General features: G+C 52.8%; 18 protein-coding genes and 3 tRNA genes. 14 read left to right on the forward strand and 7 right to left on the reverse strand.

The features are described from left to right. Positions 1 to 81: 81 nt before the first annotated feature. From yjjG to ACOTX2_RS14895, 3 genes are read right to left on the reverse strand one after another with little or no spacing between them, the layout of a single operon-like run. Complete coding sequence (gene yjjG, locus ACOTX2_RS14885; RefSeq protein ID WP_022646980.1) at positions 82 to 759, reverse strand: pyrimidine 5'-nucleotidase; 678 nt, start codon at positions 757 to 759, stop codon at positions 82 to 84. 19 nt (positions 760 to 778) lie between these two features. Then, complete coding sequence (rimI, locus tag ACOTX2_RS14890) at positions 779 to 1222, reverse strand: ribosomal protein S18-alanine N-acetyltransferase (protein ID WP_032625392.1); 444 nt, start codon at positions 1220 to 1222, stop codon at positions 779 to 781. Beyond that, entirely contained in the window at positions 1191 to 1604 is a 414-nt protein-coding gene (locus tag ACOTX2_RS14895) for a DNA polymerase III subunit psi (RefSeq protein WP_048965864.1), read from the reverse strand. The genes rimI and ACOTX2_RS14895 overlap by 32 nt, the downstream gene beginning before the upstream one ends. A gap of 102 nt (positions 1605 to 1706) precedes the next feature. On the opposite strand from ACOTX2_RS14895, the gene rsmC reads away from it, so the two are divergent. From rsmC to ACOTX2_RS14915, 4 genes are all read left to right on the forward strand, one after another. Further along, positions 1707 to 2735, forward strand: coding sequence for a 16S rRNA (guanine(1207)-N(2))-methyltransferase RsmC (gene rsmC / locus ACOTX2_RS14900; RefSeq protein ID WP_032625390.1), 1029 nt, complete (start codon positions 1707 to 1709; stop codon positions 2733 to 2735). A 144-nt stretch (positions 2736 to 2879) separates the two neighbouring features. Next, positions 2880 to 2966: transfer RNA gene (locus tag ACOTX2_RS14905), tRNA-Leu, on the forward strand. A gap of 28 nt (positions 2967 to 2994) precedes the next feature. Beyond that, positions 2995 to 3080 (forward strand) — tRNA-Leu (locus ACOTX2_RS14910). A gap of 32 nt (positions 3081 to 3112) precedes the next feature. Further along, positions 3113 to 3199 (forward strand) — tRNA-Leu (locus ACOTX2_RS14915). Positions 3200 to 3241: 42 nt separating this feature from the next. Here ACOTX2_RS14915 and ACOTX2_RS14920 read toward each other — a convergent pair. Then, on the reverse strand, positions 3242 to 3511 hold the full coding sequence (locus tag ACOTX2_RS14920) for a DUF1435 domain-containing protein (RefSeq protein ID WP_006810214.1): 270 nt from the start codon (positions 3509 to 3511) through the stop codon (positions 3242 to 3244). A 216-nt stretch (positions 3512 to 3727) separates the two neighbouring features. Between ACOTX2_RS14920 and ACOTX2_RS14925 the strand changes: the two genes are divergently transcribed. Both ACOTX2_RS14925 and fhuF read left to right on the forward strand, forming a co-directional pair. Then, entirely contained in the window at positions 3728 to 4792 is a 1065-nt protein-coding gene (locus ACOTX2_RS14925; protein ID WP_063148256.1) for a GGDEF domain-containing protein, read from the forward strand. A gap of 95 nt (positions 4793 to 4887) precedes the next feature. Then, entirely contained in the window at positions 4888 to 5676 is a 789-nt protein-coding gene (fhuF, locus tag ACOTX2_RS14930) for a siderophore-iron reductase FhuF (RefSeq protein WP_022646974.1), read from the forward strand. A gap of 77 nt (positions 5677 to 5753) precedes the next feature. Here the strand turns inward: fhuF and ACOTX2_RS14935 are convergent, their stop codons facing one another. Then, entirely contained in the window at positions 5754 to 7100 is a 1347-nt protein-coding gene (locus ACOTX2_RS14935) for a PTS cellobiose transporter subunit IIC (protein WP_006810218.1), read from the reverse strand. 328 nt (positions 7101 to 7428) lie between these two features. On the opposite strand from ACOTX2_RS14935, the gene ACOTX2_RS14940 reads away from it, so the two are divergent. Beyond that, the gene (locus ACOTX2_RS14940) at positions 7429 to 7887 is read left to right on the forward strand and encodes a YbaK/EbsC family protein (RefSeq protein ID WP_063148257.1); all 459 of its coding nucleotides are present in this window, start codon (positions 7429 to 7431) and stop codon (positions 7885 to 7887) included. A gap of 37 nt (positions 7888 to 7924) precedes the next feature. Here the strand turns inward: ACOTX2_RS14940 and bglJ are convergent, their stop codons facing one another. Then, a complete protein-coding gene (gene bglJ / locus ACOTX2_RS14945) occupies positions 7925 to 8560 on the reverse strand; it encodes a DNA-binding transcriptional activator BglJ (protein WP_032625381.1) in 636 nt (211 codons plus the stop codon). Next, entirely contained in the window at positions 8557 to 9294 is a 738-nt protein-coding gene (locus tag ACOTX2_RS14950; protein ID WP_022646969.1) for a helix-turn-helix transcriptional regulator, read from the reverse strand. The genes bglJ and ACOTX2_RS14950 overlap by 4 nt, the downstream gene beginning before the upstream one ends. A 389-nt stretch (positions 9295 to 9683) precedes the next feature. Between ACOTX2_RS14950 and ACOTX2_RS14955 the strand changes: the two genes are divergently transcribed. The 7 genes from ACOTX2_RS14955 (at position 9684) to ACOTX2_RS14985 (ending at position 13905) form a co-directional block, all read left to right on the forward strand. Then, entirely contained in the window at positions 9684 to 10460 is a 777-nt protein-coding gene (locus tag ACOTX2_RS14955; RefSeq protein WP_032625377.1) for a threonine/serine ThrE exporter family protein, read from the forward strand. Then, on the forward strand, positions 10451 to 10924 hold the full coding sequence (locus ACOTX2_RS14960) for a threonine/serine exporter (RefSeq protein WP_032621429.1): 474 nt from the start codon (positions 10451 to 10453) through the stop codon (positions 10922 to 10924). Before ACOTX2_RS14955 ends, ACOTX2_RS14960 begins: the two co-directional genes overlap by 10 nt. A gap of 44 nt (positions 10925 to 10968) precedes the next feature. Then, positions 10969 to 11421, forward strand: coding sequence for a MarR family winged helix-turn-helix transcriptional regulator (locus ACOTX2_RS14965; RefSeq protein WP_022646966.1), 453 nt, complete (start codon positions 10969 to 10971; stop codon positions 11419 to 11421). 84 nt (positions 11422 to 11505) lie between these two features. After that, positions 11506 to 11934 carry an organic hydroperoxide resistance protein gene (locus ACOTX2_RS14970; protein ID WP_063148258.1) on the forward strand — a complete coding sequence of 143 codons (429 nt, stop codon included), beginning with the start codon at positions 11506 to 11508 and terminating at the stop codon, positions 11932 to 11934. Between the two features lie 124 nt (positions 11935 to 12058). Then, positions 12059 to 12604, forward strand: coding sequence for a primosomal protein DnaT (gene dnaT / locus ACOTX2_RS14975; protein ID WP_023299265.1), 546 nt, complete (start codon positions 12059 to 12061; stop codon positions 12602 to 12604). Then, positions 12601 to 13338 carry a DNA replication protein DnaC gene (gene dnaC / locus ACOTX2_RS14980; protein ID WP_003856580.1) on the forward strand — a complete coding sequence of 246 codons (738 nt, stop codon included), beginning with the start codon at positions 12601 to 12603 and terminating at the stop codon, positions 13336 to 13338. The genes dnaT and dnaC overlap by 4 nt, the downstream gene beginning before the upstream one ends. A gap of 84 nt (positions 13339 to 13422) precedes the next feature. Next, entirely contained in the window at positions 13423 to 13905 is a 483-nt protein-coding gene (locus tag ACOTX2_RS14985; protein ID WP_032625373.1) for a DUF2501 domain-containing protein, read from the forward strand. Positions 13906 to 14141 lie beyond the last annotated feature (236 nt).

Genomic DNA, 14141 nt, shown 5'->3' on the forward strand with positions numbered 1-14141 from the left:
CTTAGGTAAGCGCGGCAGCAGGCCGCGCATCATGGAATACGAAAAATGCGGCTATTTTACCCATCAACAGGGGGCAGGCAATCATTGTTTACACAGGAGCTGCTCCAGTTCGTTCAATGACGTTACGGTCCAGGTCGGCTCGATGCCTTCCGGCAGCGTGCGGCCATGCGCATTCAGCCAGACGGTCGACAGGCCCGATCTCATACCTCCCAGAATATCAGATTCTGCCGTATCCCCCACCATCAGCACGCGATCGCGGTCAGGATTGCCCGCTTGCGCCAGCGCATAATCGAAAATACGCGGATCCGGCTTCGGCACGCCTACCTCTTCGGAGATCACCAGCGCGTCGAAATGATCGCGCAAGCCAGTGCGTTCAAGGCGGATCTGCTGAAGCGCGGTAAAGCCGTTGGTGATGATCCCAAGCTTCACCTTCCCTTTCAGCGAATCCAGCAGAGAAACGGCGCCGGGCAGCGGCGCGCAGATATCTGCCATCGCATTCAGGAAGGCCTCGTTCAGCACCCCAGGACTGATGTTTAACCGTTCAGCCCAGACGTCAAAACGCTGATGCTGAAGCTGTAACGCGGTGATGGCTCCGTTCTGGTAATCCACCCACAGCGGCTTGTTCACCGCCTGATAGTCCTGAAAATCTTCCGCGGTGAACGTCACGCTATAGTCGAGAAACATCCGCTGTAGGCCGCCGAACGAGTCAAACGTAAACAGCGTTTCGTCGGCATCAAAGAAAATCCAGTCCCATTTCATCGTTACAACCTTATTTTCGTTATCCAATCGGCAGAGCCATGATAATGGCGTCTTCACGTCCCTCTGCGGTGGGGTAGTAGTTACGGCGGATAGTCGCCTCGTTGAAGCCTAAGCTTTCATAGAGCGCGATGGCGGCGACATTGGACGCGCGCACCTCCAGCCACAGGGTGAAAACGTCACGGGTTTCCAGCTCACGAATGAGGTGCTCAAGCAGCTCCCTGCCCAGCCCGCGGCGCTGGTAAGCGGGATCGACCGCGATATTAAACAGCGTCGCCTCGTCCAGAACGACCTGCGTGATGGCGAACGCGGCCATCGCACCGTCAACGTCCAGGCGGAGATTTAAATAGCGTTCGCCCTGATTGCTGGCAAACGTCTTTTCGCTCCACGGAAAGGCATGGGCGCGTGTTTCAATCGCGAACGCGGTGGCCAGGTCAGCCGTCGTGAGGGAAGAAATCGTGTTCATATTCGCAAATTTGTTGCCATAGCGCGCTACGCGCTTTTGGGTTGGCTTTCAGTTCGTCCAGCGCTGGCGAGCTGATCTGGCTTCCTTCAAGAGGTAGCTCGTCCACCGCCCCGATTCGCCAGCTGTTACAGCGGCTGTCAGGGGGAAGCATCGCGACGCTTTCGGGCGCCAGCTGTAATACCTGATCGTTTGTCACCTTCAGGGTGCGAAGGACATCCTCAATCAGGGGTTCGTTCAGGGCAGGCGGCACTTCTGCCACCATCACCAGGCGGACATGCGCAGGGATGGAGATGGCTATTTCGCCCCGCAACGCCGTCGGGCGACGCAAAGCCCACTGGGTGATGCCCAGTTGCTGCAACTGCCAGTCTCGTCGGGATGTCATAGCGAAAACTCCTGTCTCTCAGGCGCGCAAATATAGCAAATGTGTCGAAACTGCGCCATCTACCTACTATAATCCCCGCCTGAGTTTATTGAGGAACAATTCATGTCTGCATTTACCCCGGCAAGTGAAGTCTTGCTGCGTCACAGTGATGATTTCGAAGAAAGCCGTATTCTGTTTGCCGGAGATATGCAGGATGACCTGCCCGCACGTTTCGACTGTGCTGAAAGCCGTGCCCACACCCAATACTACCACCACTGGCAGGTGCTGAGCCGCCAGATGGGCGAGCGCGCACGCTTTAGCCTGGTGGCGGAGCAGAGCGATATTGCTGACTGCGATACGCTCATTTACTACTGGCCGAAGAACAAACCGGAAGCCCAGTTCCAGCTGATGAACCTGCTTTCTCTGCTGCCGGTCGGCTGCGATATTTTTGTCGTCGGTGAGAACCGCAGCGGGGTGCGAAGCGCAGAGCAGATGCTCGAAGGCTACGCGCCGTTGACGAAAATCGACAGCGCCCGACGCTGCGGCCTGTATCATGGCCGTCTGGAAAAACAGACCACTTTTGATGCCAACACCTTCTGGGACGAGTACCAGCTTGACGGACTGACCATTAAAACCCTGCCGGGTGTGTTTAGCCGTGACGCGCTTGATACGGGCAGCAAGCTGCTGCTGTCCACCCTGACGCCGCACACCAAGGGCAAGGTGCTGGACGTCGGCTGTGGCGCGGGCGTGCTGTCAACGGTTCTCGCCAGCCACTCACCAAAAGTGCGTTTAACCCTGTGTGACGTGAGCGCCCCGGCGGTAGAAGCCAGCCGCGCCACGCTTGCTGCGAACGGCATTGAAGGCGAAGTGATTGCCAGTAACGTCTTCTCCGACGTGACCGGTCGCTTTGACATGATCATCTCTAACCCGCCGTTCCACGACGGGATGGAGACCAGCCTTGAAGCGGCGCAAACGCTGATCCGTGGCGCAACCCGTCACCTTAACAGCGGCGGTGAGCTACGTATTGTGGCGAATGCCTTCCTGGCGTATCCGAAAGTGCTGGATGAAACCTTCGGCTTCCACGAAGTGATCGCCCAGACAGGCCGCTTTAAGGTGTATCGCACCGTGATGACGCGCCAGGCGAAAAAGTAATTCCCCTGCCCGGCGATGGCTGACGCTGCCATCGCCCATTTTTGCAGCAATCAAAACAACGTGCGCAATTTTCTGTTGACGTAAAGCTGAAAACATCTAGAATGCGCCTCCGTGGTTACGATACTTTTACAGTGTTGATGGTATGCGAAGGTGGCGGAATTGGTAGACGCGCTAGCTTCAGGTGTTAGTGTCCTTACGGACGTGGGGGTTCAAGTCCCCCCCCTCGCACCATAAATCACGTTGATATTGCTCGCACTGGGCGAAGGTGGCGGAATTGGTAGACGCGCTAGCTTCAGGTGTTAGTGTCCTTAGGATGTGGGGGTTCGAGTCCCCCCCCTCGCACCAACGAGGCGATATCAAACCAGTAAGATGACTGTGCGAAGGTGGCGGAATTGGTAGACGCGCTAGCTTCAGGTGTTAGTGTCCTTACGGACGTGGGGGTTCAAGTCCCCCCCCTCGCACCAATTATCTTACATCCCTTCAGCAGTACCTCTTGTTTTTCCCTTTTATTTCAAACTCATCAGAATCACCAGCAGTCCACTGATTAGCGCAACGCATGATGGCAACAGCACGTAATGCCGTAACTGTTTGTGCCAGATCATCGCGGATGTCACCAGCAAGCCCGAAACAATCATTGCTTTCCAGATATCAATGGGAAGATCGGCAAACATCAGCCCACCGATAATGGAACCAGGCAGCAATATTCCCCACCCACTTCCCAGCGCTTTGCTCAACATGGTTTCACCTCTCGCACTGATAATGATAACCAGTATCATATGATAGTAATTATCACTTGTCAGCATGCGACGTAAGAAATTGCGCCAGCAATTGCTTTCCCATAATGACAGAGAATGTGTAAGGTGATAAATTGCCCACCTGTTAACTTCCGATAACGTTTTTCTGATAATAAAAATTCAATTTTGTAGCGACCAATAATACATAACAACACCTTGCTCATTGTTTTAATTGAGTTTTAATAAAAACGCACGCATATGACATCACAATCCTGGCTGTCCTTAGTCAACAAGAAATATCAGCTTTCTTTACGTTTATTTTTATTTCTGAACGCTGCATCAGCATTGTTCTCGATAACAAACCCTCTCTATTCCGTTCGTGTGTTATCAGTCCCCCTGTTTGCCGTATTGACTGCCAGCACTGGCTTACTTATCTGGCACTGGAAAAATAGCACGCGAAAAATAAATATCCCTGCTGTTTCAGCTATTTTTGGGTTTTTATGGGCATGGCAGATCGTCTCAAAATTTCTGTTAATAACGCACGATCACGCAACCTATTTAATGATGGCGCTATTAACAGTGCTTTTTATAGGGTCTCTGGCTTTCGCCAGTAATATTAAAGCCTTTACGTTACATTCATTTCCCGCTTTTATATCCTGCCTGTGGCTTAGCCCGTCCGAAAACTGGCTGAGAATGGCCTATTTTTTCGCGCTGCCGGTGGTCGCCATTGGTATCCATCATGTTCTTCAGCGGCGTAATGACCGTTTCGCCCAGGAGCTGCTTTCCGAACTGCTCGAAGAGCGTGAAACCCTGACCGATCTCAGCATGATGGACCCGCTCACCGGCCTATATAACCGTCGCGGGCTGCAAAGCCGGCTTGAGAACCTCCCCAGGCCTGACGCTGGCGAGCACTTTGTGCTGCTGATGGATATCGACCATTTCAAAGCCTACAACGATCATTACGGCCATATGATGGGCGATCAGGCCTTGATCAGGGTCTCGGCTGCGATCCGCGACGCCGTGCGCTCACGCGATGTTGTCGCCCGGTTTGGCGGGGAAGAATTTATGGTGCTGTTAAGTAACATCCCACTGGAGCAAGCGCGCCAGACAGCTGAACGCATACGTCAGAAGGTTTACGATCTCAAAATCCCCCACATGTTTAACGAAAGCGTCGCCACTAACGTGACCATCAGCATTGGCATAGCCATGTTCGAAGGTGAAGACGTTGATGGCGCACTGGCGAAAGCCGATAAAGCCCTCTATGAAGCCAAGCATATGGGACGCAACAGCATTCTGCTGAGCAACGAGCTTCATATCGCCTGAAACCGCCTTCACAGCGCCAGGATAAAACGCTTGCGCTCGGTTTTATCTATAGTTAGGATTGGCAATCATTATCATTTAGATTTGTAATCCACACTATGGCGACTCGTACCGCACACATCGTTGAGCCACTGCTCTGGCGAGCTCCACTCTCCGCCGGAGAAACGACGCTTGCGGATGCCATTCGGGAAAAAATCGCCGTAACACGCGCCCATCTGCTGGATTTCATCAAACTGGATGAAGCACCGCCGCATCATGCTCTGACGCTGACTCAGTGGCAACGACCTGCCGAGCTGCGGTCACTGCTGGCAACCTATTCCGACCATATTTATCGTAACCAACCGACGCTGGCGCGGGAAAATAAACCGCTGCTTTCCCTCTGGGCACAATGGTATATCGGGCTAATGGTGCCGCCTGTCATGCTGGCCCTGTTGACCCAGGAAACGATGCTCGATCTCTCGTCGGAACATTTCCACGTCGAATTCCATGAGACCGGACGCGCCGCCTGTTTCTGGATTGATGTACACGAAGATCCGAGCGCGAGTCACCTGTCAGCGCAGGCGCGTATGGAACGGTTGATTACAAGAGCGCTGGTTCCGGTCATTGATGCGCTGGAAGCGACGGGGGAGATCAACGGCAAACTGATCTGGAGTAATACCGGGTATCTTATCCACTGGTATTTAACGGAGATGAAGCCGCTGCTCGGCGACGAGAAAGTGGATGCGCTGCGTCAGAGCTGTTTCTTTGCCAGACAGCTGTCGGATGGGCGGGATAACCCTCTTTACCGCACCGTGGTTCCGCGTGAGGGACTTCTGGTGCGTCGTACCTGCTGTCAGCGCTACCGTCTGCCGGATGTCCAGCAGTGCGGCGATTGCACGCTTAAGTAGTCTGGCCCTGCCTGAAACCCGCAGAGAGAGGGAACAAACACTAAAAACGGCAACCTGCGTTGCCGTTTTGCTTTTATCTAGGCTACCTGCTGATTTTCCTCTTCCCCATTACGCTGTGCTTCTTCCGCTTCCTGCTGAAGCAACTGTTTCTCGTACACCTTGAAGAACGGGAAATAGATAATGGCGGAAACGCAGGCCAAAACCAGCACCAGAATGGCTGCACGGAAATCCCAGCCCAGCGCCCAGGCGGCACCAACCGGAGCCGGTGCCGTCCACGGCACAACGGAAATCACGCGGCCAATCAGATCAAACTTCATCGCTGCCCATGCCAGCACGGCATTGACCATCGGCGCCAGCAGGAAAGGAATAAAGAACACCGGGTTCATCACAATCGGCGTACCAAAAATCACCGGTTCATTGATATTGAAAATGCTTGGCACCACGCTCAGGCGTCCAATGGAGCGCAGGTGCGCGGAGCGGCTACGCAGGTAACAGAACACCAGCCCCATCGTCGCTCCTGACCCACCGATCACAATAAAGAACGTCCAGAAGGCTTCCATAAAGATGTGTGGTAAAGGCAGGCTCGCCGCCAGCGCGGTCTGGTTCGCCCCCAGGTTCGTCAGCCAGAACATTTGCAGCATACCCGAGACAATCGCTGCGCCGTGGATCCCGGCAAACCACAGCAGGTGGCCAATCAGCACCGCCAGCAGGATCGCTGGCAGCGAGTCCGCCGCAGAGACCAGCGGTTTGAATATCGACATGATGGCCTGTGGGATCAGCATACCGAACTGCGACTGGATCAACAGACTCAGCGGATAGAGCGTCAGCACCACCACCAGCACCGGGATCAGCAGGTCAAACGAGTTTTTGATCATCGGCGGAACCTGGTCTGGCAGGCGGATCCCGATATTATGTGCTTTCAGGAAACGCATCATCTCAACGCAGTAAATCGCCACCAGGATCGCGGTGAAAATCCCGGTGCCTCCAAGGCTATCAACCGGTAAGGCGCCTTTGGTTTTAGGGGCGGCGACCAGCAGGAACGCCATCAGCGACAGCATCGCACACATGAACGGATCCAGCTGATGGGTTTTAACGTAATGTTTGCCCAGGTTGTAGGCGATAGCCGCACAGATATAGAGGGACATCACCCCCATCGTCATATCAAACGGCGTCAGAATTTGACCTTCAAACTGCTTCGCCATATCCAGCCAGGCGCGAGCAAAGCCCCAGGTGGTATCTGGCGAAAAAGGTGGGTAAGCGAACACTAATAAAAACGACCCGACAATCATAAACGGCATTGCCGAGATGAACCCGTCACGAATCGCCATAACGTGACGCTGGGAAGAGATGCGCCCGGCAATAGGGCTGACATAATTTTCAACGAAGCGGAAAATCAGATTAAATGCAGCATGGTTGGCAGACATAGCAGATCTCCTGTCAGACGTTCGTTTCGGACGTTCTCACGTCACACGTTGTTCCATACATCAGCGTCACAACCTTGCCGGATCGTGTACCTGCGGTACTGCTCAAACGGAATGGTTTCATAATTAGCTCTTATTATTAGATACAGGGGAAGTTACACACTCAGTATTAATCTCTGCATCACGCTCTGCAACCGGTTACTGTAACCGGTTTCTGTGAATGTGAAGGCGATCCAGAAATCGCCCCTGACGGATATTTGTTACTTAAGGGATATTTACAGCGACTAAATTCTTATGACAGATTACGGAAGATATTTGTCAGGAGGAATCAATGAGTTTGCAGTCTGTACAGCAGTTTTTCGCCGAACACGCTTCGGATATAGAAATCATCGAGCTTAACCAAAGCACAGCGACTGTTGCCCTTGCTGCTGCCGCGCACAACGTTGAACCCGGCCAAATTGCCAAAACGCTGTCACTGAAAATTAAAAATGATGTGATTCTGGTGGTTGCAAAAGGCGATGCGCGTCTGGATAACAAAAAGCTCAAAGAGACATTCGGCGCAAAAGCCCGCATGCTCAGCTGCGATGAGGTAGTAACCCTGACGGGTCATCCTGTTGGCGGCGTCTGCCCTTTTGGACTGGAAAATCCGCTCTCTGTTTACTGTGACATCACTTTAAAACAGTACGCCGAAGTGTTACCCGCAGCGGGCGCCATCCACAGTGCGGTGCGTATATCGCCCGACAGAATGGCGGAACTGACCGCAGCGAAATGGGTTGATGTCTGTATTTGAACGTTGCGCCAGAAAAATTCTGGCGCATCACTTAACACTACGAGAAAGAAGGAACGGTGAGAGCGGAACGGCGTATTTCCCTGACCGGGAGATGCGCCAGGATATCTGCCGCATCCAGTAATCCCACATCAGAATTGACGCCCAGTTTTACCATTGCGTTAAACTTATGCGCCCGGATGGTTTTGATATTGCGTTCAAGCTGTGCCGCAATTTCAGGGATCGAAAAACCCGATGACATATATCGCAGAATCGCCCTTTCAGTTGGGCTTAGCATACGATGCTGGCTCACACACCAGTGATTGTACACGTTGTCGTTCACGTGATGCGTTTCGCTGAGTAATGTCTCCAGCCCCTCCATTAACTGCTTCAGCGGAACCGATTTACTGATAATTCCATGTAAGCGAGAAGGCGAAAGATGGCTGACCAGTCTCGCCTCCATTTCATCAGAGGCCAGCACGATACGCTTGACGTCGCTGTGGGTGAAGGTGAGATCCCGCAAACAGGCCAGACAGTTTCGCCGCTCCTCACGCTCATCGGACAATGAATAAATTACGGCAAAGAATGAGATTTCCGAGAGCGCCGCTTTGAAGTTGTCAAATCTGGCAAACAGGTGCACCTGGTAATGGCTCAGGGCGGGCATCGCAAAAAGATGCTTCAGCCCCATAGCGCTCATTGAGCAGCTTTCGATGACGGCGATATGTTTTGTTGCAGTGGTCTTTTCCATTCCTCAAACTCTCCATAAGCCGACATTAAACTGAGTTCTCGCATTCCCTGGGTACTGCTTATCCACGCGTACATATCGGCATTACTGCGAAGTGATAAGCGACGCATTGCACTGTTTTTCTGTGCACTGATCGTTTTATTACTTTTATTAAGTAGCGTGGCTATTTGGTTGATTCCCCAACCTTTACCTAACAAACGCAACACCTTGCGTTCAGAGTGGGTAAGCGCAATCATTTGCTCACTCTCCTCTTCAATATCAGGATTTTCCGGTATCAATAACGTCTGGCTTATTCGCTCGGCACGTTCACTCCCCGCGCGAATAGCGTTAATTACGCCTTCAATGGGTTCCATATCCGAAAGCAGCGTGCTTTCCGGACGCATAAGAAGCTCTACTGCAAGTGGATAAAGGGGGCGCGAAACGAGGAATATCCAGTGAATATCCCGGTACTGATTCATTAACCCATAATATTGCTCAAGCGTGCCGCGTGGATTACGATACTCACCCGAAATATCGGCAATAACGACCCCAGCGCGACGCAATTGTAATAACGTCAACTCCTGCATCGAACGGCAGTACGTTATCTCAAAATCGGGAAAATGACGCGACATGACGCCACCTAACCCATTTTGCATAACCGGTACTCTGCTGATCACCACTCCGTGTTTACCATTCAATGGCAACATAGACCCTCCCTGTCATGAATTCTTTATTTAAGAACGAACTAACCCTGCAAGGTTAAACACGTTTGCATTCCGAAGTACAAACGGGTTAATACTCGCAAAATAGAACAAATATCACATGGGTTAAGAAACGCCCAATACAGGCCTAATATCGCATAAAGACCATTTAAATTTAATTCAAATTGCGTGAAAAGATCGAAAATATGAAATTAGAAATACTTAATATATTGTTTTTATAAATCCTAATTTCACATTCATTAAATAAATAACAATGTTGTCTTTCCTCCGCCCCCATCGCGCCACTGATCGCACAAATGTTGATCTGGCCCAGCGCAAAGGGCCCTGCACTTTGTGTTAAAAGTAAGCAATCTCTCTTCTCTTCAGGGCGTTTCATGCAGGCAGATCGGTCTACGCAACGTGCCACCACGCGGCTATGTATTCAGTGCGGGCTTTTTCTCTTACAGCACGGCGCAGAAAGCGCCCTCGTCGAAGAGCTCTCCACACGCCTTGGGCTGGCGCTGGGGATGGACAGCGTTGAGAGTTCCATCTCGTCAAATGCCATTGTGCTGACCACCATTAAAGACGGACAGTGCCTGACCTCCACCCGTAAAAATCATGACCGCGGCATTAACATGCACGTCGTGACGGAAGTGCAGCACATCGTGATCCTTGCTGAACACAAGCTGCTCGATCTCCGGGAGATAGAAAAACGTTTCAATCAAATCAAACCCCTCCGGTATCCGCGCTGGCTGGTTGTGCTGATGGTGGGACTGTCCTGCGCCTGCTTCTGCAAGCTCAACGCGGGCGGCTGGGACGGCGCTGTCGTGACCTTCTTTGCCAGCAGCATCGCAATGTATGTCCGCCAGCTGTTGACGCACAGACAGCTACATCCGCAAATTAACTTCTGCATCACGGCATTTGTGGCGACAACCGTATCCGGCCTGCTTTTGCGCCAGCCCTACTTCGCCAGCACGCCTACTATTGCGATGGCCGCCAGCGTATTGCTGCTGGTGCCAGGTTTTCCCTTAATTAATGCCGTCGCTGATATGTTCAAAGGCCATATCAACACCGGTCTGGCGCGCTGGGCGATAGCCAGCCTGCTGACGCTGGCGACCTGTATCGGGGTGGTAATGGCCATGACACTCTGGGGGTTACGCGGATGGGCGTGATGGATTTTATGCTCGCACTGGCACAGGACATGCTCTTGTCTGCCCTTCCCGCCGTTGGTTTTGCGATGGTGTTTAACGTCCCACAGCGTGCATTACCCTGGTGTGCGCTGCTGGGTGCCATTGGCCACGGCTCTCGTATGATCATGATGACAGCGGGCTTTAATATTGAATGGTCGACGTTTATCGCCTCCATGCTGGTTGGCAGCATCGGTATTCAGTGGTCCCGCTGGTATCTGGCGCACCCGAAGGTATTCACCGTGGCGGCAGTGATTCCTATGTTCCCGGGCATTTCAGCCTATACGGCGATGATCTCCGCCGTCAAAATCAGCCATTTTGGCTACAGCGAACCCCAGATGATCCTGCTCCTGAGCAACTTCCTTAAAGCCTCGTCGATCGTGGGTGCGCTCTCCATCGGCCTGTCGATCCCCGGCTTATGGCTTTACCGCAAACGTCCACGCGTATAATAAAATCGCTTGCAATTGTATCGCGCACTATCTATATTCATTTCATGGACGCAAAAACGAACGACACTACCAACGCGCTTCTGCTGGATAACCAGCTCTGTTTTGCCCTCTATTCGGCAAATCTGGCGCTTAACAAGCTGTACCGGCAACTGCTGGCGCCGCTTAATCTGACCTACCCGCAATACCTGGTGATGCTGGTGCTCTGGGAACAGGATGATATTACGGTGTCAGACATTGGCGAGCGGCTATTCCTGGATTCCGCCACGCTGACTCCCCTGCTGAAACGCCTGGAAAGCGCAGGATTGATCCTCCGCCAGCGTTCCCGTCAGGATGAGCGTCAGGTCGCCGTCACCCTGAGCGACGCGGGTCGGGCGCTGCAACAGCAGGCCGTGACGATACCCCACGCCGTGGGCTGTGCAGCGCAGTGTGATACCGACACCATGCTGGCGCTCAAGCAACAGCTCGAAAGTTTGCGCCAACAGCTGCATCGCGCGTAAGGCTGTACTTTACGCGTCTAATTTTAACTTAAAACATCGCGCGCTATTTAATAGCGCATATAAACGTAAGATGAGGAACCTGCCATGTCTTTAGAAAAAGTTGTCTACACTGCCAAAGCCAAAGCAACCGGAGGCCGTGATGGCCGCGCCACGTCTTCCGATGGCGTTCTGGATGTCAAACTGGGTGTGCCAAAAGAGATGGGCGGCATGGGGGGTGACGTAACCAACCCTGAACAGCTGTTCGCTGCGGGCTACTCCGCCTGCTTCCTGGGCGCAATGAAGTTCGTTGCGGCACGCGATAAATTCGCTCTGCCAAAAGACGCCTTTATTGAAGGCGAAGTAGGGATTGGCCCGCTGCCAACCGGTTTTGGTATCGAAGCGAAGCTTAACATCCACGTTGAAGGGATGGACGCAGCGGAAGCCAAAAAACTGGTGGATGCGGCCCACATCGTCTGTCCGTACTCTAACGCGACGCGCGGCAATATCGACGTGACGCTGAACATCATCGCGTAACCAGCCCCTGTGATTTTAGCCCCGGTAAGCGTAACGCCACCGGGGAAATCCTCTCCTTTCCTCCCCTCTCTCTGTGCTACCATAACCCTCAATCACGCCCGTAGTAATCAGTTGAGAAAGTGTTATGTCCTCCAGAATTCTGACCACCAGTATTGCTGGCATTGATGCCTTTATGCGCGATCCTCGCGGTGTGTTGACGCACGCTGAAGGCGGCACGCTCGCGGTATTTGCCGACAACGCCCCGGCGTTTTATGCGGTCACGCCGGAACGTCTGGCGCAGCTTCTGGAAATTGAAGAGAAGCTGTCGCGCCCGGCGAGCGATGTCATGCTGGATAATCAGTTTTTTGACGAACCCGCCAGCGCCCCGGTGGCCGTTCCAATGGGGAAATTTCCCATGTACGCCGGTTGGCAGCCGGACGCCGATTTTCAGCGGCAGGCGGCCTTATGGGGAATAGCCCTCTCGCAGCCCGCAACACCGGAAGAGCTGGCAGCCTTTACCGCATACTGGCAAGCTGAAGGAAAAGTCTTCCACCATGTTCAGTGGCAGCAAAAATTCGCGCGCAGTCTGCAAATCAACCGCGCCAGCAACAACGGCCAGCCAAAACGTGATATCAATGCTTTTTCAGAACCGGACAAAAAAATCCCTGATGGATTCCGAGGTGCGAAATGAAAAACGTCGGCGACCTGATGAAACGTTTGCAGAAGATGATGCCTGCCAACGTGAAGCCCGCCTTCACCACCGGTGAAGAGCTGCTGGCATGGCAAAAAGAGCAGGGTAAAATTCGCGCGGCTGCCCTCGCCCGCGAAAACCGCGCGATGAAAATGCAGCGCACCTTTAACCGCTCGGGCATTCGCCCTCTGCACCAGAACTGCTCCTTCGAGAATTATAAGGTCGAGTCTCAGGGGCAGATGAACGCCCTTAACCAGGCGCGCCAGTACGTGGATGAATTTGACGGCAACATCGCCAGCTTCATCTTTAGCGGAAAACCCGGCACCGGGAAAAATCACCTCGCCGCCGCTATCTGCAACGAGCTGCTGCTGCGCGGGAAGTCAGTGCTGATTATCACCGTGGCCGATATTATGTCCGCCATGAAAGACACCTTCAGTAATCGCGAAACCAGCGAAGAACAGTTGCTGAATGATTTAAGTAACGTGGATTTGCTGGTCATCGACGAGATCGGTGTCCAGACGGAGTCCCGCTACGAAAAAGTGATCATCAACCAGATTGTCGATCGCCGTTCGTCGTCAAAACGCCCAACCGGTATGTTGACGAACCACAATATCGACGAGATGACCCGACTTCTTGGCGAGCGGGTGATGGATCGCATGAAGCTGGGTAACAGCCTGTACGTCATCTTCGACTGGGACAGCTACCGCAGCCGCGTCACCGGCAAAGAGTATTAAGATATTTCCAGGGAGCGCCGGAAGAGCAGAGGTATATACTGAACCCACTTCTGGCCCAAAACGGACCTTGTTGAGTAAATCATTATGAAAAAACAATTTCTTATCAGCATCCTTACTGGCGCCCTGCTGGTGACTGGCGCAGCGCCGGCCGCATCATGGCAGGAGTCGCTCTCCAGCGCAGCAAGTGAGTTAACCAAAGAGAGCGGCACGTCCCAGGGCGGACTGTCAGCCTCGTCCCTCACCGGCCTGCTGGGCAACAGCTCCCAAAGCCTGAGTGCCGGAACGATGAACAACGCCGCGGGTATTCTGGAATACTGCGCGAAGCAGAAACTGGCTTCCGTCACCGATACCGAAAACATCAAAAACCAGGTGTTGGGTAAACTGGGACTGGACACCCAGGAGCAGAAAGCGGACACCAACTATATGGACGGTATTCAGGGCCTGCTTAACGCGCAAAATGGTCAGCAGCTGAACCTCAGCACCCTTGGAAATTCATCTCTGGCGAAACAGGTGAAAACGAAAGCCTGCGATCTGGTGCTGAAACAAGGCGTTAATTTCCTCTCCTGATTGTCCCCCTTTTTCTGCCACAACACGCCGCGTTTATTACATTAGTCTTATACCGCGGCGTGAAGTGCGTTTTTTTACCCCCTGCCACCACCTCAGCCTCCGTATGCCACGATGCGACTGTATTCAAAAATCCGATTTTATAAACCAAATCCTAACAACAGCACACTTTCGTGACACTAAAATTGCAGCTAAGCGACATCGCAATTACATTGTATTACCCAAAAAATAAGCAATTA

It is taken from the genome of Enterobacter cloacae complex sp. IR5412 (assembly GCF_049237385.1).
GTDB lineage: Bacteria > Pseudomonadota > Gammaproteobacteria > Enterobacterales > Enterobacteriaceae > Enterobacter > Enterobacter intestinihominis.

Bases quoted from the DNA above. Each gene is read 5' to 3' on its own strand.
- ACOTX2_RS14960 (WP_032621429.1), top strand. From the start codon at position 10,451: ATGGGCGTGATGGATTTTATGCTCGCACTGGCACAGGACATGCTCTTG.
- dnaT (WP_023299265.1), top strand. From the start codon at position 12,059: ATGTCCTCCAGAATTCTGACCACCAGTATTGCTGGCATTGATGCCTTT.
- ACOTX2_RS14920 (WP_006810214.1), bottom strand. From the start codon at position 3,511: ATGATACTGGTTATCATTATCAGTGCGAGAGGTGAAACCATGTTGAGC.
- ACOTX2_RS14935 (WP_006810218.1), bottom strand. From the start codon at position 7,100: ATGTCTGCCAACCATGCTGCATTTAATCTGATTTTCCGCTTCGTTGAA.
- ACOTX2_RS14985 (WP_032625373.1), top strand. From the start codon at position 13,423: ATGAAAAAACAATTTCTTATCAGCATCCTTACTGGCGCCCTGCTGGTG.
- ACOTX2_RS14940 (WP_063148257.1), top strand. From the start codon at position 7,429: ATGAGTTTGCAGTCTGTACAGCAGTTTTTCGCCGAACACGCTTCGGAT.
- ACOTX2_RS14955 (WP_032625377.1), top strand. From the start codon at position 9,684: ATGCAGGCAGATCGGTCTACGCAACGTGCCACCACGCGGCTATGTATT.
- yjjG (WP_022646980.1), bottom strand. From the start codon at position 759: ATGAAATGGGACTGGATTTTCTTTGATGCCGACGAAACGCTGTTTACG.
- dnaC (WP_003856580.1), top strand. From the start codon at position 12,601: ATGAAAAACGTCGGCGACCTGATGAAACGTTTGCAGAAGATGATGCCT.
- ACOTX2_RS14950 (WP_022646969.1), bottom strand. From the start codon at position 9,294: ATGTTGCCATTGAATGGTAAACACGGAGTGGTGATCAGCAGAGTACCG.
- ACOTX2_RS14965 (WP_022646966.1), top strand. From the start codon at position 10,969: ATGGACGCAAAAACGAACGACACTACCAACGCGCTTCTGCTGGATAAC.
- ACOTX2_RS14970 (WP_063148258.1), top strand. From the start codon at position 11,506: ATGTCTTTAGAAAAAGTTGTCTACACTGCCAAAGCCAAAGCAACCGGA.
- ACOTX2_RS14895 (WP_048965864.1), bottom strand. From the start codon at position 1,604: ATGACATCCCGACGAGACTGGCAGTTGCAGCAACTGGGCATCACCCAG.
- rimI (WP_032625392.1), bottom strand. From the start codon at position 1,222: ATGAACACGATTTCTTCCCTCACGACGGCTGACCTGGCCACCGCGTTC.
- fhuF (WP_022646974.1), top strand. From the start codon at position 4,888: ATGGCGACTCGTACCGCACACATCGTTGAGCCACTGCTCTGGCGAGCT.
- bglJ (WP_032625381.1), bottom strand. From the start codon at position 8,560: ATGAGCGCTATGGGGCTGAAGCATCTTTTTGCGATGCCCGCCCTGAGC.
- rsmC (WP_032625390.1), top strand. From the start codon at position 1,707: ATGTCTGCATTTACCCCGGCAAGTGAAGTCTTGCTGCGTCACAGTGAT.
- ACOTX2_RS14925 (WP_063148256.1), top strand. From the start codon at position 3,728: ATGACATCACAATCCTGGCTGTCCTTAGTCAACAAGAAATATCAGCTT.